The 20,863-nt window shown below is 72.0% G+C and carries 19 protein-coding genes and 1 riboswitch; of the genes, 12 read left to right on the top strand and 7 right to left on the bottom strand.

Annotated elements, in window-relative coordinates; all coding sequences use genetic code 11:
* Positions 1-101: 101 nt before the first annotated feature.
* Both FVE25_RS34550 and FVE25_RS34555 read left to right on the top strand, forming a co-directional pair.
* Positions 102-668: a GNAT family N-acetyltransferase gene (locus tag FVE25_RS34550; protein WP_157251343.1), complete on the top strand. Its 567-nt coding sequence runs from the start codon at positions 102-104 to the stop codon at positions 666-668.
* 32 nt (positions 669-700) lie between these two features.
* Entirely contained in the window at positions 701-3,091 is a 2,391-nt protein-coding gene (locus FVE25_RS34555) for an nSTAND1 domain-containing NTPase (RefSeq protein WP_157251344.1), read from the top strand.
* On the opposite strand, the gene FVE25_RS34560 is transcribed toward FVE25_RS34555, so the two are convergent.
* Positions 3,009-3,626, bottom strand: a complete 618-nt coding sequence (locus FVE25_RS34560) for a TetR/AcrR family transcriptional regulator (RefSeq protein ID WP_246267840.1) — start codon at positions 3,624-3,626, stop codon at positions 3,009-3,011. The two genes, FVE25_RS34555 and FVE25_RS34560, sit on opposite strands and share 83 nt — an antisense overlap.
* An 81-nt stretch (positions 3,627-3,707) precedes the next feature.
* Between FVE25_RS34560 and FVE25_RS34565 the strand changes: the two genes are divergently transcribed.
* Positions 3,708-4,868 carry an FAD-dependent monooxygenase gene (locus FVE25_RS34565; RefSeq protein WP_157251345.1) on the top strand — a complete coding sequence of 387 codons (1,161 nt, stop codon included), beginning with the start codon at positions 3,708-3,710 and terminating at the stop codon, positions 4,866-4,868.
* On the opposite strand, the gene FVE25_RS34570 is transcribed toward FVE25_RS34565, so the two are convergent.
* The gene (locus tag FVE25_RS34570) at positions 4,774-5,655 is read right to left on the bottom strand and encodes a DMT family transporter (RefSeq protein ID WP_157251346.1); all 882 of its coding nucleotides are present in this window, start codon (positions 5,653-5,655) and stop codon (positions 4,774-4,776) included. The genes FVE25_RS34565 and FVE25_RS34570 overlap by 95 nt on opposite strands.
* A gap of 79 nt (positions 5,656-5,734) precedes the next feature.
* Positions 5,735-6,106: a VOC family protein gene (locus tag FVE25_RS34575; protein WP_157251347.1), complete on the bottom strand. Its 372-nt coding sequence runs from the start codon at positions 6,104-6,106 to the stop codon at positions 5,735-5,737.
* A gap of 206 nt (positions 6,107-6,312) precedes the next feature.
* Between FVE25_RS34575 and FVE25_RS34580 the strand changes: the two genes are divergently transcribed.
* The 4 genes from FVE25_RS34580 (at position 6,313) to FVE25_RS34595 (ending at position 11,015) form a co-directional block, all read left to right on the top strand.
* On the top strand, positions 6,313-7,167 hold the full coding sequence (locus FVE25_RS34580) for a DMT family transporter (RefSeq protein WP_157251348.1): 855 nt from the start codon (positions 6,313-6,315) through the stop codon (positions 7,165-7,167).
* Between the two features lie 161 nt (positions 7,168-7,328).
* Positions 7,329-9,461, top strand: a complete 2,133-nt coding sequence (secA2, locus tag FVE25_RS34585; protein WP_246267846.1) for an accessory Sec system translocase SecA2 — start codon at positions 7,329-7,331, stop codon at positions 9,459-9,461.
* A gap of 64 nt (positions 9,462-9,525) precedes the next feature.
* Positions 9,526-10,413: a hypothetical protein gene (locus FVE25_RS34590; protein ID WP_157251350.1), complete on the top strand. Its 888-nt coding sequence runs from the start codon at positions 9,526-9,528 to the stop codon at positions 10,411-10,413.
* A 35-nt stretch (positions 10,414-10,448) separates the two neighbouring features.
* Positions 10,449-11,015: a GrpB family protein gene (locus FVE25_RS34595; protein ID WP_157251351.1), complete on the top strand. Its 567-nt coding sequence runs from the start codon at positions 10,449-10,451 to the stop codon at positions 11,013-11,015.
* Here FVE25_RS34595 and FVE25_RS34600 read toward each other — a convergent pair.
* Complete coding sequence (locus tag FVE25_RS34600; RefSeq protein ID WP_157251352.1) at positions 11,012-11,812, bottom strand: SAM-dependent methyltransferase; 801 nt, start codon at positions 11,810-11,812, stop codon at positions 11,012-11,014. The two genes, FVE25_RS34595 and FVE25_RS34600, sit on opposite strands and share 4 nt — an antisense overlap.
* Before the next feature lie 91 nt (positions 11,813-11,903).
* Between FVE25_RS34600 and FVE25_RS34605 the strand changes: the two genes are divergently transcribed.
* Positions 11,904-12,386, top strand: coding sequence for a DUF6328 family protein (locus FVE25_RS34605; RefSeq protein ID WP_246267847.1), 483 nt, complete (start codon positions 11,904-11,906; stop codon positions 12,384-12,386).
* Between the two features lie 15 nt (positions 12,387-12,401).
* Positions 12,402-12,551, top strand: a complete 150-nt coding sequence (locus FVE25_RS54020; RefSeq protein ID WP_181019798.1) for a GPGG-motif small membrane protein — start codon at positions 12,402-12,404, stop codon at positions 12,549-12,551.
* A gap of 35 nt (positions 12,552-12,586) precedes the next feature.
* Here FVE25_RS54020 and FVE25_RS34610 read toward each other — a convergent pair whose 3' ends face one another.
* The 3 genes from FVE25_RS34610 to FVE25_RS34620 form a co-directional block, all read right to left on the bottom strand.
* Complete coding sequence (locus tag FVE25_RS34610) at positions 12,587-14,125, bottom strand: amidohydrolase family protein (RefSeq protein ID WP_246267848.1); 1,539 nt, start codon at positions 14,123-14,125, stop codon at positions 12,587-12,589.
* Positions 14,126-14,175: 50 nt separating this feature from the next.
* Complete coding sequence (thiC, locus tag FVE25_RS34615) at positions 14,176-15,873, bottom strand: phosphomethylpyrimidine synthase ThiC (protein ID WP_281367939.1); 1,698 nt, start codon at positions 15,871-15,873, stop codon at positions 14,176-14,178.
* Positions 15,866-15,979: riboswitch (TPP riboswitch) on the bottom strand. Its footprint overlaps the gene before it by 8 nt.
* A gap of 40 nt (positions 15,980-16,019) precedes the next feature.
* Positions 16,020-16,280, bottom strand: coding sequence for a DUF6458 family protein (locus FVE25_RS34620; protein WP_157251355.1), 261 nt, complete (start codon positions 16,278-16,280; stop codon positions 16,020-16,022).
* A 30-nt stretch (positions 16,281-16,310) separates the two neighbouring features.
* Between FVE25_RS34620 and FVE25_RS34625 the strand changes: the two genes are divergently transcribed.
* The 3 genes from FVE25_RS34625 to FVE25_RS56500 all read left to right on the top strand — a co-directional run bounded on the left by FVE25_RS34625 (position 16,311) and on the right by FVE25_RS56500 (position 20,837).
* A complete protein-coding gene (locus tag FVE25_RS34625) occupies positions 16,311-16,799 on the top strand; it encodes a shikimate kinase (RefSeq protein ID WP_219825754.1) in 489 nt (162 codons plus the stop codon).
* A 9-nt stretch (positions 16,800-16,808) separates the two neighbouring features.
* Complete coding sequence (locus FVE25_RS34630) at positions 16,809-17,357, top strand: GNAT family N-acetyltransferase (RefSeq protein ID WP_157251356.1); 549 nt, start codon at positions 16,809-16,811, stop codon at positions 17,355-17,357.
* Between the two features lie 96 nt (positions 17,358-17,453).
* Positions 17,454-20,837 carry a serine/threonine-protein kinase gene (locus FVE25_RS56500; RefSeq protein ID WP_157251357.1) on the top strand — a complete coding sequence of 1,128 codons (3,384 nt, stop codon included), beginning with the start codon at positions 17,454-17,456 and terminating at the stop codon, positions 20,835-20,837.
* Positions 20,838-20,863: the final 26 nt, after the last annotated feature.

Genomic DNA, 20,863 nt, shown 5'->3' on the forward strand with positions numbered 1-20,863 from the left:
CCGACCTTACCGACCGGTCGGTATGACCGTCCACAGTGGTTCCCCGCATTTCGCCATATGTGGCCATAAAGCCAGGTCAGCAGGCCCGTTAAGGTGGCCGCATGTCCGCACGCATGCCCGCCCCGACCGTGCTCGAGAACGACGTCGTCCGCCTGGAGCCGCTCACCCTCGGCCACGTCCCCGACCTGTTCGCCGCCTCGGGACCCGACGACGAGCTCTGGCGCTGGCTGTCCCACCCCGCCCCGCGCGCCGAGGAGGACCTCGCCGCGATCGTCAAGGGCGTCGTCGCCGATCACGTGGCCTTCGCCGTGATCCACCGGGGACGCGCCATCGGCCAGACGACCTACGCGGACGTGCCCGGGTTCGACGAGAGCATCGAGATCGGCTGGACCTGGTACGGCAGGGCCTTCTGGCGCACCGCCGTCAACACGAACTGCAAGATCCTCCTCATCGACCACGCCTTCTCGCTCGGCTACAACCGCGTGATGTTCAAGACCGACCACCTCAACGAACGTTCCCAGGCCGCCATCCGCCGCGTCGGCGGCGTCTACGAGGGCACCCTGCGCAGGCACCGCAGGCGCCCCGACGGCACCTGGCGCGACTCCGCCTACTTCGGCATCCTCGACGAGGAGTGGCCCGCGCACCGCGCGAGGCTGAACGGTGGCTGAACCACTCACCCGCGAGGCGCGTCTAACCGAGCATGGATGATCGGCTGGGTGACTACTGGCTGGGCGTCCGACTCGGGGGCCGCACCGTCGAGGCGTACGACGGGACGGGGATGCGCCACGCCCTCACCCTGTGCGTCCCGCCCGAGGACGCCGAGCCTCTGCGCCGCGTGAAGAGCCTCCACGTGGCCGCGATCGTCGAGATCGCCGGCACCTACCTCGTCAGCCAGTACGTCGAGGGCCGCAGCCTGCGCCACACCGTCGAGGAGCACGGCCCCTACCGTCACGACGACCTCTACCGGCTGGCCGCCGCCACCGCGACCGCGCTGGCCGCCATCCACGAGGCCGGCGCGGTGCACGGCGCGCTCGACCCCGGCGCCGTCGTCCTCACCGGCGACGGCCCCCGCCTGGTCGGCCTCGGCACCGGCGCCGATCGCGAACCCGCCTGCGACGTGCGCGCCTGGGGACAGGTGCTGCTGTTCGCCGCCGGCGACAGGGCCGCGCTGGAGCCCGCCCTGGCCGAACTCGTCACCGCCGCGCTCAACCCCGATCCGGACCGCCGCCCGGGCGCCCGCCAGCTCCTGATGTCCCTGCTGGACCAGCCGCAGTCGCAGCAGGGCCGATTACTCCCGCCCGAGCCGGTGGCCGACCCGCCGCTCGGGACGCGCGCCGAGCAGCTCTACGCCGGGCTGAGCCGGGCCGAGCAGGAGCTCGTCCCCGAAGTGCTGCTCCGGCTCGTGGGCATGGACGAACACGGCGACGACAGCCGGCTGCAGGTCGCGCGGGCCGAGCTCGTGGCCGGGCGCACGCCGGAGCAGGCCGCCGCGATCGAGCGCGTGCTCGAGGTGTACGGCGCGGCCGCGCTGCTGACCGGCGACGGCGACACGGTGACCATGGGCTGCGGGGCGCTCCTGCGGGCCTGGCCACGGCTGCACGAATGGCTCGACGCCGACCGCGAGGGGCTGGCCGTACACCGGGAGCTGGCGCGGGCGACGCGGCGGTGGGAGAGCGGCGGGCGGCGCGCGGCGGACCTGCTCCACGACGGCACCCTGGACCGCGCGCTGGCCTGGGCGGCGACCGGGCGCAGGCACGTCACGCTGAGCCGCGAGGAGCAGGAGTTCCTCGACGCCGGGCTGGCGTCGGGCCGGCGCAGAGGCCGGCGGCGCTGGCTGATCTCCGCGCTGGTCGCCACGGCCGTGCTCGTGGCCGCGACCTGGCTGTACGGCAGCGCCCAGGACCAGGTTGACGAGGCGATGGCCCAGCTCGCGGCCACCAGGGCGGAGGCGCTCAGGCCGAGCGACCCGGCGCTGGCCCGCAAGCTCAGCTTCACCGCGTGGGCGCTGGCCCCGGTGCCCGAGGCGCGGCGGCAACTGGCCAAGTCCGGCAGCGACCCGGTGCTCGCCTCCTTCACCGACCCGACGGCCACCGAGCGCTCGCTGCACGCGCTGAGCGCCGACGGCCGGCGGCTGGCCGCGCTGACCGACGGCGAGGTGCGCATCTTCGACACGCGCACCGGCGAGCTGGTCAGGCAGGCGACCGGGCCGCCGGAGAAGATCCGGGCGATGGCCTGGTCCCCCCTGGGCCGGGAGCTGACCATGGTCGGCAGCGAGTACACCTACACCTGGGACACCACGCTGAACCCCGACGTGACCGAGAACGACTACGCCGTCGAGAGCGTGCGGCCGATGGTCAAGCGCGGGCTGACCCAGCCGGGGCGGCACACGGTCTGGTACAGCCCGGGCGGCGGCTTCCTGTTCGCCGAGGGCAGCGAGTACGGCGAGCGCTGGGCGTGGGATCTCAGCCGGGGGGCGGAGGCGTTCTCCGGCCGCTCGGTGGTCGTGGGCCCGGACGACCGGCGGGTGCTGGAGTTCAACGGCCGCCACTCGAAGATCCACGACCTGCGCACCGGCCGCAGCGGCCCGGCGCCGTGGCTGGAGCGCATGCCGCAGGACTACACCGCCTTCAGCCCGGACGGCTCGCGGGTGGCGATCGCCGGGGAGGACGGGATCCAGCTCTACGACCTGACCGGGGTGCCGATCCTCCAGGCGCCCCTGCAGCCCTCCCCCGGCACGCTGCGCTTCAGCGCCGACGGCAGGTACCTGGCCAGCACCGACAGCGACCGGGTGCGCGTGTGGCGGATGGGCGAGCCCACGCTCACGGTCGACCGCCAGGTGCCGCTGACCGGCGGGGACCGGCCGGTGCAGGCCGTCTTCGACCCCTCGGGCACGACCGTGATGGTCCTGGCCGGGCGCGGGACGGTGCTGACGATCGCGGCCGACGGGAGCCGGCGGCCCGTGCCGGACAAGGAGGCGGCCGCTGCCGTCTGCGCCTCCTCCGGGGGGCTCACGCCTGCGGAGTGGGCCCGGCAGCTTCCCGATCTGCCTTATCGGGATCTGTGCGCGAACCGGCCCGGGTATCCGTACTGAGCATGCCGCGGAGGAGCTCCTCGATGCCCTGGCGCAGGTTCTCGAAGGAGGGGATCTCGCCGGCTCCGGCCAGGGCGTCGAACATGACGCCTTCGGCGTAGGCGATGAGCTGGCGGCCGTGCCGTACCGGATCGGGTGAGCCGAGGGCGGCGACCAGGGCCACGGCGGGGTCGCGGAACTGGACGCCGGTGCGGTCGTAGATTCGGCGGAGTTCGGGGCGGCGGGTGGCCTCCAGTGCCAGCTCGAAGCGGGCCAGCGTGCGGCGGCTGTCCTGGAGCTGCTTCTGGAGGGCGACGGCGATCAGGGTGATCGGGTCGTCTTGGGCGTCCATGAACGCCTCGAAGACCTCGCGTTCCAGGATGGTCAGCCGGGTCAGGGTGAGCTCCAGGAGCGCGGCGCGGGTGCGGGCGAGGTTCGAGGTGGAGCCCGGGGGCAGCCCGGCGGCCTCGTCCACGGCGCGGTGGGTCAGGCCGCGCATGCCCACCTCGGCGAGCAGGGTGATGGCGGTCTCCGCGATGAGCTCGGATCTGGTCACCCGGCCGATACTACGCTTGTAGTGCCGACTACATCTGTAGTAGCGTCGCGAGGGAAACTACAGGCGTAGTGAGGAGTGGGCATGCCCAGGGCAGTGGTGATCGGCGGCGGGGTGGGCGGCTTGAGCGCGGGCGTGGCGCTCAGCCGGAGGGGCTGGGAGGTGACCGTGCTGGAGCGGGCCACGGCCCTGGAGAACGTCGGCTCCGGGCTGGCGCTGGCCCCCAACGCGCTGCGCGCGCTCGACACCGTGGGACTCGGGGACCCGGTGCGGGAGCTGGCCCGCGTCCAGGGAACGGCGGGGCTGCGCCGCCCGGACGGGCGCTGGCTGTCGCGGACCTCGCAGGAGCGCGCCCGCGCCCGCTACGGCGACGGCGTCGTGCTCATGCGCCGCCGCATTCTCGTGGACCTGCTGGCCGACGCGCTCGACCGGCGCAACCTCCGCCTGGGCGCCGAGGTGACCGAGCTCGACCCCGGCAGCGGCACCGTCGGGACCGAGGCGGAGACGTTCCGGGCCGACCTGGTCGTCGCGGCCGACGGCATCCACTCGCGCACCCGGCGCCGGATCTTCCCCGGGCATCCGGACCCCGTCTACTCGGGGGTCACGGCCTGGCGCGGGCTGCTTCCCAGGCCGGCGGGCCACGCCCTGCAGAGCGTCGAGACCTGGGGCGCCGGGCTGGTCTGGGGCACCCACCAACTCGCCGGCGACCTCGCCTACTTCTACGCCACCGACCTGGCGGAACCCGGCACGCGCGCCGGCGACGAGCGGGCCGAGCTGCTGCGCCGCTTCGGCGGCTGGCACGATCCGATCCCCGCGCTGCTGGCGGCCGTGGACCCGGAGGCGATCCTGCGCAACGACGTGTATTACCAGGCCACGCCGCTGCCCCGCCTGCACCACGGCCGGGTGGCCCTGCTGGGCGACGCCGCCCACGCGATGACGCCGAACCTCGGGCAGGGCGCCTGCCAGGCGATCGAGGACGCCGTGGTGCTCGCCCACCACGCCGGCGGCGACCTGGCCGGCTACAGCGCGGCGCGGCTGCGGCGCACGGCCGGCGTCGTCCGCACGTCCATGAGGATCTGCCGGGCCACCAAGCTCCGCCATCCGCTCGCCACCGGCCTGCGCGACCTGGGCATGATGGCCGCCGGGCGGCTCAGCCCAGATCTGATGTTGCGGGCAATGGACGAGGTTCTGGACTGGCGGCCACCGGTTTCTTCGAATGGTCGGGCGCCAGCCGGCCGAGGGTGATCGTGCCGCCGATGGTCAGCGCGGCGGCGACGAGCGCAGGGACCGCGGTCGAGGCGCTGGTCGGCAGCGGCTCACCGAGCAGCACCGCGCCGGCCAGCACCGAGGTGATCGGGTCGACCACCTGGACGCCCGCGTAGGCGATGCCGAAATAGCCGACCGCGTACGACTTCTGCAGCAGCACCACGGCACACACGAGCAGGGTCGGCACCGCCAGCGTGAACCAGTGGATCAGCCTGCTCCAGTCGCCCTCCATGCCGCCGCCGACCACGCGCACGAACGTGGACACGCTGGCCGTGACCACCCCCGCCCCCACGGACAGCAGCAGCGCCTTGTTCGCTCCGTGCACCCTCCTGGCGGCCACCTGGGTGACCAGCACGACGGCCCCGATCACCGCGATGAAGCCCAGCGCCGCCGGGGTGCCCAGCCGCGGCGTCACGTGCTGCTGGGGCACCAGCAGCATCAGCCACAGCAGCCCGACCGCGACCGCGATCGAGCCGAAGATCTCCGCCTTGTACGGCTTGCGCCCGTACATGAACGCCGCCAGCGGCACCGCGAACACCAGCGTCGCCACGCTGATCGGCTGCACGACCACCAGCGGCGCGAAGCTCAGCGCCACCGCGTGCAGGCAGGCGCCGGTGAATCCGATGACCCCGCCGATCCACCAGCGCGGCCGTTTCATCAGCTTGAGCGTCGCGCCCTGGGCAACCGCCTCATACTGCTGCAGTGCCGCGCCGAGCGCGTATCCCAATGCCCCTGCCAGAGCAATCGCCAGACCGACCCACGTCATGGGCGCCCGCACAGGCGCATGGAACCTTTCAAGAGCATTGACCCAGCTTATGGCCCGGTGTCCGCTCCCGGATCAGTCTTTAGGAGGAGGGGCACACGCAAAAGAGATGCCCTTCGGGATCCTGCAGGACCACCCAGCGCGTCCCCTCGTCCGTCACACCCGGCTGGAACGCGGGCCTGGTGGCCCCCAGCGCCACGTACTCCCCGACCGCCTTCTCCACGTCCGGCACCCGGAAATCGAAGTGGAACTGCTTGTCCGGGCTGGGCCAGGAGACCGGCTTGCGGTCGGGGACGCGGCCGAAGTAGATGCTGACCGTACCGTCGCCGACGGCCGCGTACTCGTCCTCGGAGTACTGGATCTCGAAGCCGAGGACCTGGTGATAGAACGCGGCGAGCTTCTTCGGCTCGGCGCAGTCGAGCGTGATGGCCAGGAGGCTGGCTTTCGTCGTCATGTCCGTCATGGTGTCAGCCATACCTGCCATCTCTTGTCAGGTACTAGGGTGAGCCTCGTGCATCGGAATCCGATCTGCTCCCCGCCGCCCGCGCGCTAGCGGGCGGCCGATCTCCCGATTTTTCCGGACCTCGGTGGTTCCGGTGGTGATGGCTGCCCGCCCACGGGCCCCCTTTTCACCACCTCCCCGATCCGGAGAGATCATCCATGCACCCGATTTCCGCGCGCCGTGGCGCGGTGTACGCCTCCATCGCCGCGGCGGCCTGGGGCACCGGCGGTGCCGCCGGCTCCCTGCTGTTCGCCTCGCTCGACCCCGTGGCCGTCTCCTTCTGGCGCCACCTCCTCGGCGCCGCCTTCCTCCTGCCGTTCCTCCTGCGCCGCCCCCTGATCCGCGCCAGGGGCTGGGCCGGGCACGTGCTGATCGTCGGCGCGGGCATGGCCGTCTACCAGGCCGCCTACTTCACCGCCATCGCCGAGTCCGGCATCGCTCTGGCCACCGTCGTGACCATGGGCGCCACGCCGGTCTTCACCGCCCTCGGCGGCAGGCTCCTGCTGGGCGAGCGCCTCGGGCGAGCCGGCGCGGGCGCGATGGCCGCCGCGATCACCGGGCTCGTCCTGCTCACCGGCCTCAGCCACGCGGGCACCGGCGCCGGCGTCACCTGGTCGCTCCTCTCCGGCCTCGGGTACGCGGGCGTCACCCTGTACTCCCGGCGCCACCACGGCGACCCGGAGGCGACCGCGGTCGGCGGATTCGCGGTGGCCGCGCTCTGCCTCCTGCCGTTCGCGCTGGCCGGCGGCATCCTGCCGGAGTTCACCCTGCTGTCGGCCGGGGCGCTGCTCTTCCTGGGCGCGGTGCCGACGGCCCTGGCCTACGGGTTGTTCTTCCGTTCCCTGACCGCGCTCAAGGCTACGACGGTCTCGGTCATCTCGCTGGGCGAGGCGGCCGGCGCGGCCCTGCTCGGCGTCGTTCTGTTCGGGGAACGGCTGACTCCTCTGGCCTGGTCGGGAGGGCTTCTCTTGCTGGGCGCGGTCGTGGTTCTGACCGTGCACGGGCAAAGGTGAGTTAGGGTCCGGTACGGCGGTGCCTGCCGTACCGGACCCCTTTTGGGGGCATCAGGGGGAACGGTGCCGACGGAGCGCGCGTTGGAGGAACCGTGGCCTCGATTTCGGGAATGCTGAGGAATCTCCTGGACCGTCCAGGAGGGGTGAGCCTCAGCCCGTTCATGAAGATCGTCAAATCGGCGAACACCCGCGCCGACCGGATCGGCAAGCTCGAGGAGCTGCCCGAGCCGTCGATGGACGATCTGGCCGAGTTCTGCGCGGTCGCCCGCGAGGCCGCCGATCGCACCCTCGGGCTGCGGCCGTACGACGTGCAGTTGCTGGGCACGCTGGCGCTGCTGCACGGCCACGTGGCCGAGATGGCGACCGGCGAGGGCAAGACGCTGTCGGGCGCGATGGCGGCGGCCGGGTACGCGCTGCAGGGCAAGCGGGTGCACGTGATGTCGGTCAACGACTACCTCGCCCGGCGTGACGCGGAGTGGATGGCGCCGTTCTACGAGGCCATGGGCGTCACGGTCGGCTGGCTGGGGCAGAACTCGACGCCCGAGGAGCGCCGCGCGGCCTACGCCTGTGACGTCACCTATGGGCCGGTCAGCGAGATCGGGTTCGACGTGCTGCGCGACCGGCTGCGCACCGGCCCGGACGAGATCCTCGTGCCGGAGCCGGAGGTGGCGCTGATCGACGAGGCCGACTCCGTTCTCGTGGACGAGGCCCGGGTGCCGCTCGTGATGGCGGGGGCGGCCGACGCGGGCAGCGCCGTACCCGAGATGGCGGCGCTGGTGCGCACGCTGGTGCGCGGCTACCACTACGAGATCGACGAGGGCGCGCGCAACGTCTATCTCACGCCCAAGGGCGCCGACAGCGTGGAGAACATCCTCGGCGTCGAGCTCTACGACGAGAACGAGCCCGGCACGCTCATCGAGCTGAACCTCGCCCTGCACGCGCACGCGCTGCTGGCCAAGGACGTCGACTACATCGTGCGCGACGGCAAGGTGCAGCTGATCAACCCCTCGCGGGGCCGGGTGGCGCTGCTGCAGCGCTGGCCCGACGGCCTGCAGGCGGCCGTGGAGGCCAAGGAGGCGCTGCCGCCGAGCGAGAAGGGCGAGATCCTCGACTCGATCACCATCCAGGGCCTGATCCGCCGCTATCCCAAGATTTCCGGCATGACCGGCACGGCGGTGGCCGTCAGCGAGCAGCTCGGCGAGTTCTACGGCCTCAAGGTCGCCGTCATCCCGCCCAACACGCCCTGCGTGCGCGAGGACGAGCCCGACCGCATCTACCCCACGGTCCCCGACAAGGACGCCGCCCTGGTCGAGGAGATCCAGCAGGCGCACGAGAGCGGCCGCCCGATCCTCATCGGCACCCTCGACGTGGCCGAGTCGGAGAACCTCGCCAAACTCCTGCAGCGGCGCGGCCTGGAGCCCGTCGTCCTCAATGCCAAGAACGACGCGGAGGAGGCGGCCATCATCGCCAGGGCCGGCGAGCCCGGCGCCATCACCGTCTCCACCCAGATGGCCGGCCGCGGCACCGACATCCGCCTCGGCGAAGGCGTGGCCGACCTCGGCGGCCTCTACGTCATCGGCTCCGGCCGCCACGCCAGCAGCCGCCTGGACGACCAGCTCCGCGGCCGCGCCGGCCGCCAGGGCGACCCGGGCGCCTCCGTCTTCTTCGTCAGCATGCAGGACGACCTCATCACCCAGTTCGTCCCCGACGAGCGCCCGCCCGCCGCCGACCCCGACGGCCTGGTACGGCACCGCCGCGGCGCCTACCTGGTCGGCCACGCCCAGCGGGTGGCAGAAGGCGTCAACCTGGAGATCCACCGCAACACCTGGCGCTACACCCGCCTGCTGGAGCACCAGCGCGAGCTCATCCTGGAGTGGCGCGACAAGGTCCTGCACACCGACGCCGCCGCCACCGCCCTGGCCGAGGCCGACGCCGGACGCTGGGCGGAACTCCCCGAGGACACCCGCGACGAGACGGCCCGCCAGATCGTCCTGCACGCCATCGACACCTGCTGGACGGAGCATCTGGCCTTCCTCACCGACCTGCGCGAGGGCATCCACCTGCGGGCGCTGGGCCGGATGAGCCCGATCGACGAGTTCCACCGGGAGGCGGTGGCCGAGTACAAGTCGCTCCAGGCCGAGATCGAACGCCGCTCGAAGGAGTCGTTCGAGGCGCCGGAACCCGACCTGAAGCGCCCCTCGGCGACCTGGACCTACCTGGTGCAGGACAACCCGTTCGGCACCGAGTGGGACCGCATCCTCAAGCGCGTCACCTCCGCCGCGCGCCGCGGCTAGGACAGGCCGCGGAAACGGCCGAAACCTACAAGACCACGCGCGGCGGCGGGCGGAGGATGGGTTCATGACCGTCAACCTGACCGCGGCCGCCGAGTTCATGGCCACGCACGCCCGTGTGCTGGACCGGCGCCGCTTCGACTTCCTGCTCGGCTCCGGTGACGCCGCCGGAGCGCTGTCCGCCCTGGACGCCTACCGCAACCCGGACGGCGGGTACGGCTGGGGCCTCGAACCCGACCTGCGTTCGCCGGAAAGCCAGCCGGGCGCCGCGCTGCACGCGTTCCAGGTGTTCGAGGAGATCTCCCCGCAGGCCGCCCCGCGGGCGGCCGCGCAGGCAGAGGGCCTGGCCGGCTGGCTGGCGTCGGTGACGCTGCCCGACGGCGGCCTGCCGTTCTCGCTGCCCCTGACCGTGCGCGCCGGAACCGCGCCCTGGTGGTCGGGGGACGACCACACCACGTCGTCGCTGCAGATCACGGCGGTGACCGCGGCGGCGGCCCACCGGGTCCCGTCGCTGGCCGGGCACCCGTGGCTGGCCAGGGCCACCCGGTACTGCCTGGACACGATCGCCGCCCTGGACGAGCGTCCGCACGCGTACGTGCTCTCCTTCGCCGTCCATTTCCTGGACGCCGTGCACGCCACCGAGCCCGAGGCGCCGGCGCTGCTGGAGCGGCTGGCGACGTTCATCCCGGAGAGCGGGGAGATCCAGGTGGAGGGCGGCACCGCCGACGAGAAGCTCACGCCGCTGGACATCGCCCCCTACCCCGGCCGCCCGGCCCGCGCCCTGTTCACGCCCGACCGGATCGCGGCCGACCTCGACCGCCTGGCCGCCGGGCAGCGCGAGGACGGCGGCTGGACGGTGGAGTACGCCAAGATCTCCCCGGCCGGCGCCCTGGACTGGCGCGGCGCGGTCACGGTCGGAGCCGTCACCGTGCTGCAGCGGAACGACCGCCTTTGACCGGCGGCCCCGCCGAGGGCCGATAAGCTCGCGGGATGACCCCTTCTGACCGGCCTGTCGTCGTGCCGTACGATCCCGCCTGGCAGGAGGACGCGGCGGCGTTGTGTGCCGGGATCCGCGACGCGCTCGGGCCCCTGGCGCTGCACGTGGAGCACATCGGCAGCACCTCGATCCCGGGCATGGCGGCCAAGCCGATCTTCGACGTCCAGGTGAGCGTGGCCGATCTGGACGCGGCCGAGAAGGCGTTCGGCGGGCCCCTGGAGGCGCTCGGGTTCGGGTTGTCGCGTTACCGGCGTGACCACGTGCCGGAGGGGCAGGCCGATGAGCCCGGGCGGTGGGCCAAGCGGCTGTGGGTCCGGCCCGGCCGGGTCAACCTGCACGTGCGGGTGGCCGGCGCGCCCAACGACCGGCTCGCCCTGTTGTTCCGTGACTGGTTCCGCGCCCATCCGGAGGCGGTGCCGGCGTACGCGGAGTTCAAGCGGCGCCTGGCCGGGGTGGCGGGCGGCACGGGCGCGTACGCCGACACCAAGGACCCGGTGGTGGACCTGGTGATCGTGGTGGCCGAGCGCTGGGCGGGCGCGACCGGGTGGAGCCCGCACTAGGGTTTGCGCGCGACACCGCCGAGCAGGAGGCGTTCCCAGGTCGCCAGGGGGCCCGGGCTGCTCTCCGGCCGCCATTCCGGCAGGTGGACGACACCCGGGCGGACGAGTTCGAGGCCGTCGTAGAAGCGGATGATCGACTCTCGGCTGCGGAAGTAGCCGGTGCCCATGGTGGCCTGGAGCATCGCCTCCAGCGCCTTGGCCTTGGGGTTGTCGGAGGACATCATGATGGCCGCGGCCAGGTGGCTGCCTCTGGGCAGGGCGTTCATGTACGCCTTGACCAGGCCGTGGGGGTGGTCCCGGTCGGGGAAGAGGTGCAGGAGGCTCATCATGAGCAGCCCGACCGGCCGGGAGAGGTCGATCAGGTTGGCCAGGTCGGGATGGCAGAGGACGGCCTTCACGTCCATCGCGTCCGCGGTGATGGCCGTGGCCCGCAGGTTGGTGCGCAGGATGGAGCGGGCGTGCGGCTCGACCATCGGGTCGAGGTCCACGTAGACGACGCGCGCCTCGGGGTTGGCGAACTGGGCCACCTCGTGGGTGTTCTCGACGGTCGGCAGCCCCGAGCCCAGGTCGATGAACTGGAGGATCCCGGCCTCCCGCACGAGGTAGTCGACGACCCGGCCGCTGAAGGCGCGGTTGCACCAGACGAGGTCCACCACTTCCGGCACGGCGTTGGTCAGCCGCTCGACGACCTCGCGGTCCACGCCGAAGTTCTCCGTCCCGCCCAGCAGCGCGTCGTAAACGCGGGCGAGGCTCGGCCGGGTGGGGTCCACTCCGGGTGGGATCCATTCATGGTGCATCGGCGGCTCCCGGCCAGCGGTCCGTTGCCGCGGATGCTATCAAGGACGTTGCCGTACATGGAGTCCCATGTCACGGGTAGCGCGAGAAAACATGACGCAAACGGACGAGTCACACAAAGATCGGGTCAACCGCGAGCTTCAGGAATTGCTCCAGGGCCTGCGCGTGGCCGTCACCGGGGTGCAGGTGCTCTTCGCGTTCCTTCTGACCGTGCCCTTCCAGATGGGCTTCAGCAAGATCGACACCGTGGGGCTGTGGCTGTTCTTCGTCGCCCTCATGAGTTCGGCGATGGCCTCGGTGTGCTTCATCGCCCCGGCCGCCCAGCATCGGCTGATCTTCCGGACGGGACTCAAGGAGCGCATGCTCAAGCGGGCCAACCGGCTCGGGGTGGCGGGGGCGGCGTTCCTGCTGGTCGCCATGACCGCGGCGGTGGCACTGGTGGCCGAGGTGATCCTGAACGCCTGGCCGGCGACTCTTTTCGGCGCCGCGGTGGCGCTCACGGCCGGGTGGTTCTGGCTGATCCAGCCCCTGGTGGACATTCGCCGGGCCAAGGGGGAGTTACAGCTCGAGACCTGAGGGCAGCAGAATGCCATGGCTACACTTCTCTGGATCATCGCCGTTATCCTCGTCGTCGCCGGGATCTACGTGATCCTGGCCCGACGTGACATTCTGTGGGGCATCGTCCTCATCGTCCTGGGCTTCCTCGTGGGGCCCGGTGGAGTCAGCATTTTCAATGTGTGAGGTACGGCGGGCCGGGCCGACCGGCCCGCCGTCTCTCACCGCGACGCTTCCCAGGTGCTGAGGTACGCCTCGGCACCCTGGGCCATGTCCTGGACGAACGCGTCGCCGGCCAGCGACCTGACGTCCTCGAGCCAGTCGGGGACCAGGCCGTAGTTGGCCACGCCGTCCACGTTGTAATCCCATGTGCGCTGCCCGGTGGCGTGCCGGCCGAAGCTGACCGAGCCGTCGTAGGAGCTGAAGGGGTACGGCACGGCGCTGCCGGCACGCGGCGCGGGCAGCCTTCCGAGCCCGTTGGCGTCCAGGCCGTATCCGAAGCCGGGGCGGCCGGTCGCCTCGCGCAGCGGCTTGGTCTCCCGCCAGGCGTCGGCGAAGCCCTCGGCGCCGTGGCCGTAGGAGGTCACCATGCCGCCCAGCCGGTAGATGCGCGCGTAGTTGGCCGGGTCGGTCCAGCTGTGCGAGGAGATGACGCCCGGGTAGCTCGCCTGCTCCAGCAGGTTCAGCGTCGCCGTGGCCGCCTTGACGCTCATGTGGTCGATCTCGATGAGCATGCCGCGTTGCATCATGCCCTTGACCATGTGCTCGCCGAGCGAGGTGAGCCCGCGCCGGTTGCAGTGCGGTCCCGGCGGGTAGACAGGCAGGCTGACGCCGGGCGGCAGCCACCTGGCCAGTTCGGGCGGAAGGACCGCGGGGGAGATCGTGTTGTCGCGCTGCGGGCCGGTGCACGCCTCGACCTGCCAGAAGCGGCCGGAGGACAGGAAGTTGCCCAGGTTGACGATGGCGCCCTGGGCGCCGGAGTCGAAGCGCACGCCGCACAGGGCGTTGTCGTACTTGTGGCAGACGAACATGGACCGCACGCCCAGGGCGTACATCTCGTCGAGGCCGCTGTCGATCTGCGCCTTGGTGCAGTGCGGGATGCCCAGCGTCTGGCGGCAGCCGAACGGCTCGGAGGTCTCGATGCCGAGGACGACGGCGAGTTTGCCGGCGGCGATGACCGCGCGGGCCTCCTCCGGCGTCTTCACCACGCGGAACCAGCCCTGGCCGGGTCCGCCGCTCTGCTGGTCGATGTAGTCCTGCATCTCGAAGGTGCGCTGGGCCTCCAGGCGGATGGAGCCCATCTCGTCGCAGGGGTTGGACCTGATCGGGTAGATGGCGCAGAGCTGCCGGTTGGCCACGAGGTCGTTGACCATGATGCGCAGCCCGCCGCGCCAGGCCCGCTCGATCCAGGTGTAGTATGCCTGCTGGTGGGTGAGCGAGTCGGCGGCGGGCCAGCTCTTGAAGGTCGGCCAGCCGACCGGGTCGTGGGTGCCGGTCGGCGAGCCGGTGCGGGTGAAGTTCTCGAACCAGGCGGCTTCGCCGTTCGGGAGGTGGTCGAGGCAGTCGACCAGCGCCCTGGCGATGCCGCCCGGGTCGAACGGCTTGCCGCAGAGCAGCTTGCCGCCGAAGGCTTCGTAGGACATCAGGTGGCTGTGCGCGTCGATGAAGCCGCTCACGGGCTGCTCGCTGCGGGATAACGCGGGGGTGGGTAACGCGAGCAGGGCGATGGCGACCAGGACGGCGAGAATGCGGCTGATCACGCCCCAAGACTGAGCTTCTTACACAGCCCGGTCAAGGCCCAATGTGAGCCCTACTCGCCATTGATGTAGACCTCGCCGCCACGCTCGGCGAACTCCGTGGACTTCTCCTTCATGCCCGCCTGCAGCGCCTCCGTGTCGGTCAGGCCGTGCTCCTCCGCGTACCTCCTGACGTCGTGAGTGATCTTCATCGAGCAGAACTTCGGGCCGCACATGCTGCAGAAGTGCGCCGTCTTGGCGGGCTCGGCCGGCAGCGTCTCGTCGTGGAAGGCACGGGCCGTCGGCGGGTCCAGCGAGAGGTTGAACTGGTCCTCCCAGCGGAACTCGAAGCGCGCGTCCGACAGCGCGTCGTCCCACTCCTGCGCCCGCGGGTGCCCCTTGGCCAGGTCCGCGGCATGGGCGGCGATCTTGTAGGTGATGACCCCGGTCTTGACGTCGTCCTTGTCCGGCAGGCCCAGGTGTTCCTTCGGGGTGACGTAGCAGAGCATGGCGGTGCCGTACCAGCCGATCATCGCGGCGCCGATGCCCGAGGTGATGTGGTCGTAGCCCGGCGCGACGTCGGTCACGAGCGGGCCCAGCGTGTAGAACGGCGCGTCGTCGCAGATCTCGCGCTGCAGGTCCACGTTCTCCTTGATCTTGTGCATGGGCACGTGGCCGGGACCCTCGATCATCACCTGCACGTCGTGCGCGTGCGCGATCTTGGTCAGTTCGCCGAGCGTGCGCAACTCGGCGAACTGCGCCTCGTCGTTGGCGTCGGCGATCGAGCCGGGACGCAGGCCGTCACCCAGGGAGAAGGCGACGTCGTAGCGGGCCAGCAGCTCGCACATCTCCGCGAAGTTCTCGTACAGGAAGCTCTCCCGGTGGTGCGCCAGGCACCACGCCGCCATGATCGAGCCGCCCCGCGAGACGATGCCGGTCTTGCGGCGGGCGGTCAGCGGCACGTACTTCAGCCGCACGCCCGCGTGCACGGTCACGTAGTCCACGCCCTGCTCGCACTGCTCGACCAGGGTGTCCCGGTACACCTCCCAGGACAGGTCGGCGGCCACCCCGTTGACCTTCTCTAGCGCCTGGTAGATGGGCACGGTCCCGATCGGCACCGGCGCGTTCCTGATGATCCACTCACGGGTCGTGTGGATGTTGCGGCCCGTGGACAGGTCCATGACCGTGTCGGCGCCCCACCGGGTGGCCCAGGTCATCTTCTCCACCTCCTCGCCGATGGAGGAGGCGACGGCGGAGTTGCCTATGTTGGCGTTGATCTTCACGTGGAAGTTGCGGCCGATGATCATCGGCTCGCTCTCCGGATGGTTGACGTTGGCCGGGATGATCGCCCGCCCGGCCGCCACCTCCTCCCGCACGAACTCCGGCGCCACCCCCTCCCTGACCGCGACGAACTCCATCTCCTTGGTGATCACGCCCCGCCGGGCGTAGGCGAGCTGGGTCACCGGCGCCCCGGTGGCCCGCAGGGGCTTGCGCCCGTCTCCGGGGAACACCTCGACGTTCCTGCGCGCCCAGGCGTCCTGCTCCTTGAAGCCGTCGTCGATCGGCTGGACCTGCCGCCCGCCGTACCGTGCGACGTCACCGCGGTCCAGCACCCACTCCTCCCGCAGGCGCGGCAGGCCGCGGCGGATGTCGGGGTTACCGGGACCGGAGGTGTCGTACAACGTCACCGACGTGCCGTTGCTCAGGTGCACCTGACGCATGGGCACCCGCAGCTCACCGATGTGGACCTTGGAAAAGCGCGCGTCGCTCATCGCGCAAACTCCCTTCGCCGGCATTACCCGGATCAGGTTCTGGCGGTCGGCGGCTGCGATAGCCGTCCTCTCAGCCCGGTGGCACCGGGCTCCCGCGTTGGACGGCGCCACCGTACCCCGGCCACCCCGGGGGGGCGCAAGCCCCCCTACAGAGGCGGCTCGTCCGTACGGCGGCGCTCCTCGTAGACGGTCGTGGTACGGCGGGCGTGGGGATCCTCGTAAACCGGCTCCTCGATGACCCGGCGGGTAACGTGCATGCGGTAGAGACCGAACAGCAGGCCCACCAGACCACCGATCATGAGGACGATGCCGATCACGTTGATGTCGATCCCGGCGAGGTCGAATTCCACGGCCCAGGTCAGGATCGCGCCGAGCATGATGAGGATGATGCCTCCGGCGATAGTCATGACACACCTCCAGAGGAAGTCTCTATCCCCATGTCGAAGAACAAACCTGTCGTCGTGATCGGGCTGATGGGCTCGGGCAAGACCACGGTCGGCGCGCTGGTCGCGCGGGCGCTCGGCGTGCCGCTGCGCGACAGCGACCCGTTCCTGCGCGAGCGCTACGGCAGGAGCGCCGCCGAGATCGCGGCGGCCGAGGGCGCCGATGCGCTGCACCGGCGGGAGTCCGAGCACGTGCTGCACGCGCTGGCCGAGCGCCCGCCTCCGGTGATCGCGGCGGCGGCGAGCACGGTCGAGGATCCGGAGGTGCGCGCGGCGCTGGGCGGGGCGTTCGTGGTCTGGCTGGACGCGCCGGACACGATCCTGGCCCAGCGGATGCGCTCGTCGGACCACCGGCCGGACTTCTCCCCCGCCGCCATGCGCGCCCGGCGCCAGCCATTCTTCGAACAGGTCGCGGACCTGCGGCTGGACGTCTCCACCGCGACCCCGGAGGAGAGTGCGAAAATCATTTGCGACGCTCTATAGGTTGGAGGAATGTTCGCCAGCAAACCCACTCTGACCGGCGACCGGGTGACCTTGCGGCCGGTCGGTCCCGAGCACGTCGAGGGGCTCGTCGAGCTGTGCGCCGACCCCGAGGTCGGCAGGCTGACCGGCTCGCACACGCACACCGATCTCAGCGCCGAGGCCGCCCTGGAGTGGTACTCCACCCGGAGGAACCACCCCGACCGGCTCGACCTGGCGATCATGGCCGGGGCGGAGTACGTGGGCGAGGTCGTCCTCAACGAACTGGACGCCGACAACCTGTCCTGCAACCTGCGCATCGCGCTGGTCGGCCGGCGGGCCTTCGGCAAGGGCTACGGCACGGAGGCGATCCGGCTGGTCCTCGGCCATGCCTTCGCCACCACTCCGCTGCACCGCATCCACCTGGGCGTCTACGCTTTCAATGCGCGTGCCCGGCACGTCTACGAGAAGGTGGGCTTCGTGGAGGAGGGCGTGGAGCGTGACGCCCTGCTGTGGGAAGGCCAGTGGTATGACTCGGTCCGGATGTCCGTGCTACGTACGGAGTGGAAACCCCTGCAATAATGATCATGACGCACGGGTCCCCCGAGGCGCGCGGGGGACCTGTGACGTTCCAATGCCAACCAAATGCCCGTTGTGCGCATCTAAGGGGCAGTGACGATGCGCTTGGTGCCTGGGGACCCCGAACGCCTTGGCGGCTACTGGCTGGCAGGCCGCATCGGCGCGGGCGGCCAGGGCGTCGTCTACGACGCCTACGACGGTGACGGCCGCCGCTTCGCGGTCAAGGTCCTGCACGGCGGCCTGACCGGGCAACTGGCCAAGGAGGCGGGCGCGGCCCGGCGGGTCTCCTCCTTCTGCACCGCCCGCGTGGTCGAGGTCAACCTGGAGGCCGAGCGGCCCTACATCGTCAGCGAGTTCGTCGAAGGGCCCAACCTGCGCCAGGCCGTCGAGCGCGACGGCCCCTACGGCGGCGACGCGCTGCTCCGGCTGGCGATCGCGCTGGCCACGGCGCTGGCCGCGGTCCACGCCTCCGGCGTCGTCCACCGCGACCTCAAGCCGGAGAACGTGCTGCTCGGCCCCGACGGGCCGCGGGTGATCGACTTCGGCGTGGCGCGCACCGCGGACGCCTCCAGCACCAGCTTCATCGGCGGCACCCCCACCTACATGGCGCCGGAGGTCTTCACCGGCCGCCGCGCCGGGCCGCCGGCGGACGTGTTCGCCTGGGGCGGCGTGGTCCTCTACGCCGCCTGCGGCGCGGACCCGTTCCAGGCCGACAGCCTCGGCGGCGTCATGCACCGGGTGCTGACCGTGGACCCCGACCTCGGCGCGCTGGCCGAGCCGCTGCGCCCGCTCGTGGCCCGCGCCCTGGCCAAGGACCCGAACCTGCGCCCGTCCGCCACCGACCTGCTCCTCGGCCTGCTGGGCAGCGCCGAGCCGAGCGCCGGGGCGGAGCTGGCGGCCACCGTCCAGCCGCCCGCGGGCCTGCCCGGCCGCCGCCCGCTCGGCGAGGTCGCCGAGGAGGTCTACGCCTCGCTCACGCCCGAGCAGCAGCAGGCCGTCCCCGGGCTCCTGCTGCGGATGCTCGACGGCGACGGCATCCGCCGCATCCCCCGCGAGGAGGTCGAGGACCCCGGCGTGCTGGCCCGCTTCGCCGAAGCCGGGCTCCTGGTACGGCGCAGCATCAGGGTCAGCCCGCAGGACACCGAGACCGGCAGGCTGGTGGCCGTCTCCGACGACCAGGTGGCCCCGGCCAGCGCCGCGCTGTATCACGCCTGGCCACGGCTGCGCGGCTGGGTGGCCGACGACCAGGCCGGCCTGGCCGTGCACGGCAGGTTGCGCGATGCCGCGCTCACCTGGCGGGCCCACCGCCGCCGCACCGCCGACCTCTACCACGGCAGCGCCCTGGACACCGCGCTCGGCTGGGCCGCCACCACCCGGCGCCACCTGGGACTCAACGCCCTCGAACGCGAGTTCCTGGACGCCAGCGCCGCGCTGGGCCGCCGCCGGCGGCGCCGCCGTGGCATGGCGCTGACCGCGATGGCCGCGCTGGCGGCGGTCGCCGTCTCGGCGTCGGTGCTGGCCGTACGCCAGAGCGGTGACCTCGCCATGCAGTTGTCCGAGGCGAACGCGCGGGCGGTGGCGGCGCGGGCGGAGGCGCTGCGCACCACGGACCCGCGGGCGGCGATGCGGCTGAGCGTGGCGGCGTGGTCGCTGTCGCCGGTCTTCGAGGCCCGCACCGCGCTGCAGCACTCGCTGGCCCAGCCCGAGGTGGGCGTCTTCACCGATCCGGAGATCGTGGCCTCGGCCGAGTACCGTCTGGCCAGCGACGGGGTGAGCCTGGTCAAGCGCTCCGGCGACCAGATCGTCACCTGGGACGTGGCGGCCGGCAAGACCACCGGCCGCATCCGGGTGCCGGGCGGCGGCAAGGTCGAGGCGGTCAGCGAGGACGGCAAGAAGGCGGCGGTCGCCGACGGCTCGCGCGTGCGCACGATCGACCTGACCACGGGCAAGCAGATCGGCGCCGAGCGGCCGCAGGGCGACGTCACCGAACTGGCGGCCGACGGCCGGCTGCTGACCGTCTCCTACGCCGGGCGCACCGTGCTCTACCCGGAGCAGGGCCCGGCCTTCGCCTTCGACCTGAGCGGCCGCAGCTACACCGTCTCGCGCGACGGCCGGTGGGCCGCGTTCGACTCCCGCGGCGGCAGCGGCAGCAGCGTCGAGCTGTGGGACCTGCGCGCCCGCAAGCGCACCGCCCGGGTGGCGGCCGACCCGCCGGCCACCAAGAGCGGCGTGGCGCTGCCGGTCGCGTTCAGCCCGGACGGCTCGGTGCTGGCCATCACCGGCAGCACGGGCATCACGCTGGTCGAGACCGCGACCGGCGGGCGCCGGTTCCTGCAGAGCCTGGACGGCTCGCGCGAGCCGGTCGTCTTCAGCCCGGACGGCAGGTTCCTGGCCGAGCGGACCGACGAGCGGGCGACGCTGTGGCGGCTGTCGGACCTCAGCATCATCGGCTCCTACCCGGTACGGCAGGCCGGCGCGCCGCTGGCGTTCTCCGCCGACGGCCGCTCGCTGCGCTACGTGAAGGGCGCCGGCTCGGTCGTCTCCATCGACATCTCCGGGGCCGTGGCGCTGACCCCCGACGAGGAGGTCGCCGGCACGTCCCTGGTACGGCTGTCGCCCGGCGGCAAGGTGGCGGCCATCCAGGTCACCGGCGCGATCAAGCTCACCGACGCGCTCAAGCGCCGCCAGATCGGCCGGATCACCGGCACGGGCGAGCTGGCCTTCGACGGCGCCGGCAACCTGCTGGCCGTGGCCGGGGACCCGGTCGTGATCTGGGACGTGGCCGCGGGCCGCGGCGCCGGCACGATCGACGTCGGCCACGCGCCGGCGACCGTCCAGCTCTCCCCCGACGGCGGCACGCTCGCGGTCCTGCGCGAGCATGACGTCGACCTCTGGAGCGTGCGCGAGAGCCGCAAGCTCCGCACCCTGGCCGGGGTGGGCGGCTCGGTGCTGGAGTTCAGCCCCGACGGCAAGACCCTGGCCGCGGGCACCGACCTCATCGACCTGACCACCGGCGCGATCACCCACGACCCCGCCGGGGTGCGCAATCTGAAGCCGGACGCCGTCTCCTTCAGCCCCGACGGCCGCACGATCGGCTACGTGCTGGGCGAGGACGCCCGGATGCTCCTGTGGGATCTCGACACCCGGCGTGGCCGCAGCGTGGCGGTCTCCTCCGGCTCGACGATCCTGCGCTTCTCCCCCGACGGGCGCCTGCTGGCGGTCGGCGGCGACCGGGTGGAGCTGTGGGAGGCCGGAACCCTGCGCGAGGTCGGCCAGGCGCCCGTGGACGCCTACCCGGCCGACCTCGCCTTCAGCGCCGACGGGAAGCGCCTGCTGGTCGTGCAGCCGGGCGGCGAGGTGCAGCAGACGCCGATCGACCCCAAGCTGGCCGCCGCGGAGGTGTGCGCACGGGCGGGCGGGGCGCTCAGCGAGGCCGAATGGGCGAAGCTGATTCCGGAAGCCGCCTATCGCAGTAGCTGCTGATCCCTTCGGGTCGGCGGGGACACGGG

The organism is Nonomuraea typhae, from assembly GCF_009760925.1.
In the GTDB taxonomy this organism is placed as follows: domain Bacteria; phylum Actinomycetota; class Actinomycetes; order Streptosporangiales; family Streptosporangiaceae; genus Nonomuraea; species Nonomuraea typhae.

Coding starts and splice junctions, on each gene's coding strand:
- FVE25_RS34630 (WP_157251356.1), top strand. CDS start 16,809: ATGTTCGCCAGCAAACCCACTCTGACCGGCGACCGGGTGACCTTGCGG.
- FVE25_RS34590 (WP_157251350.1), top strand. CDS start 9,526: ATGACCGTCAACCTGACCGCGGCCGCCGAGTTCATGGCCACGCACGCC.
- thiC (WP_281367939.1), bottom strand. CDS start 15,873: ATGAGCGACGCGCGCTTTTCCAAGGTCCACATCGGTGAGCTGCGGGTG.
- FVE25_RS34595 (WP_157251351.1), top strand. CDS start 10,449: ATGACCCCTTCTGACCGGCCTGTCGTCGTGCCGTACGATCCCGCCTGG.
- FVE25_RS34575 (WP_157251347.1), bottom strand. CDS start 6,106: ATGACGACGAAAGCCAGCCTCCTGGCCATCACGCTCGACTGCGCCGAG.
- FVE25_RS34570 (WP_157251346.1), bottom strand. CDS start 5,655: ATGACGTGGGTCGGTCTGGCGATTGCTCTGGCAGGGGCATTGGGATAC.
- FVE25_RS34605 (WP_246267847.1), top strand. CDS start 11,904: ATGACGCAAACGGACGAGTCACACAAAGATCGGGTCAACCGCGAGCTT.
- FVE25_RS54020 (WP_181019798.1), top strand. CDS start 12,402: ATGGCTACACTTCTCTGGATCATCGCCGTTATCCTCGTCGTCGCCGGG.
- FVE25_RS34555 (WP_157251344.1), top strand. CDS start 701: ATGGATGATCGGCTGGGTGACTACTGGCTGGGCGTCCGACTCGGGGGC.
- secA2 (WP_246267846.1), top strand. CDS start 7,329: ATGAAGATCGTCAAATCGGCGAACACCCGCGCCGACCGGATCGGCAAG.
- FVE25_RS34550 (WP_157251343.1), top strand. CDS start 102: ATGTCCGCACGCATGCCCGCCCCGACCGTGCTCGAGAACGACGTCGTC.
- FVE25_RS34580 (WP_157251348.1), top strand. CDS start 6,313: ATGCACCCGATTTCCGCGCGCCGTGGCGCGGTGTACGCCTCCATCGCC.
- FVE25_RS56500 (WP_157251357.1), top strand. CDS start 17,454: ATGCGCTTGGTGCCTGGGGACCCCGAACGCCTTGGCGGCTACTGGCTG.
- FVE25_RS34620 (WP_157251355.1), bottom strand. CDS start 16,280: ATGACTATCGCCGGAGGCATCATCCTCATCATGCTCGGCGCGATCCTG.
- FVE25_RS34625 (WP_219825754.1), top strand. CDS start 16,311: ATGTCGAAGAACAAACCTGTCGTCGTGATCGGGCTGATGGGCTCGGGC.
- FVE25_RS34600 (WP_157251352.1), bottom strand. CDS start 11,812: ATGCACCATGAATGGATCCCACCCGGAGTGGACCCCACCCGGCCGAGC.
- FVE25_RS34565 (WP_157251345.1), top strand. CDS start 3,708: ATGCCCAGGGCAGTGGTGATCGGCGGCGGGGTGGGCGGCTTGAGCGCG.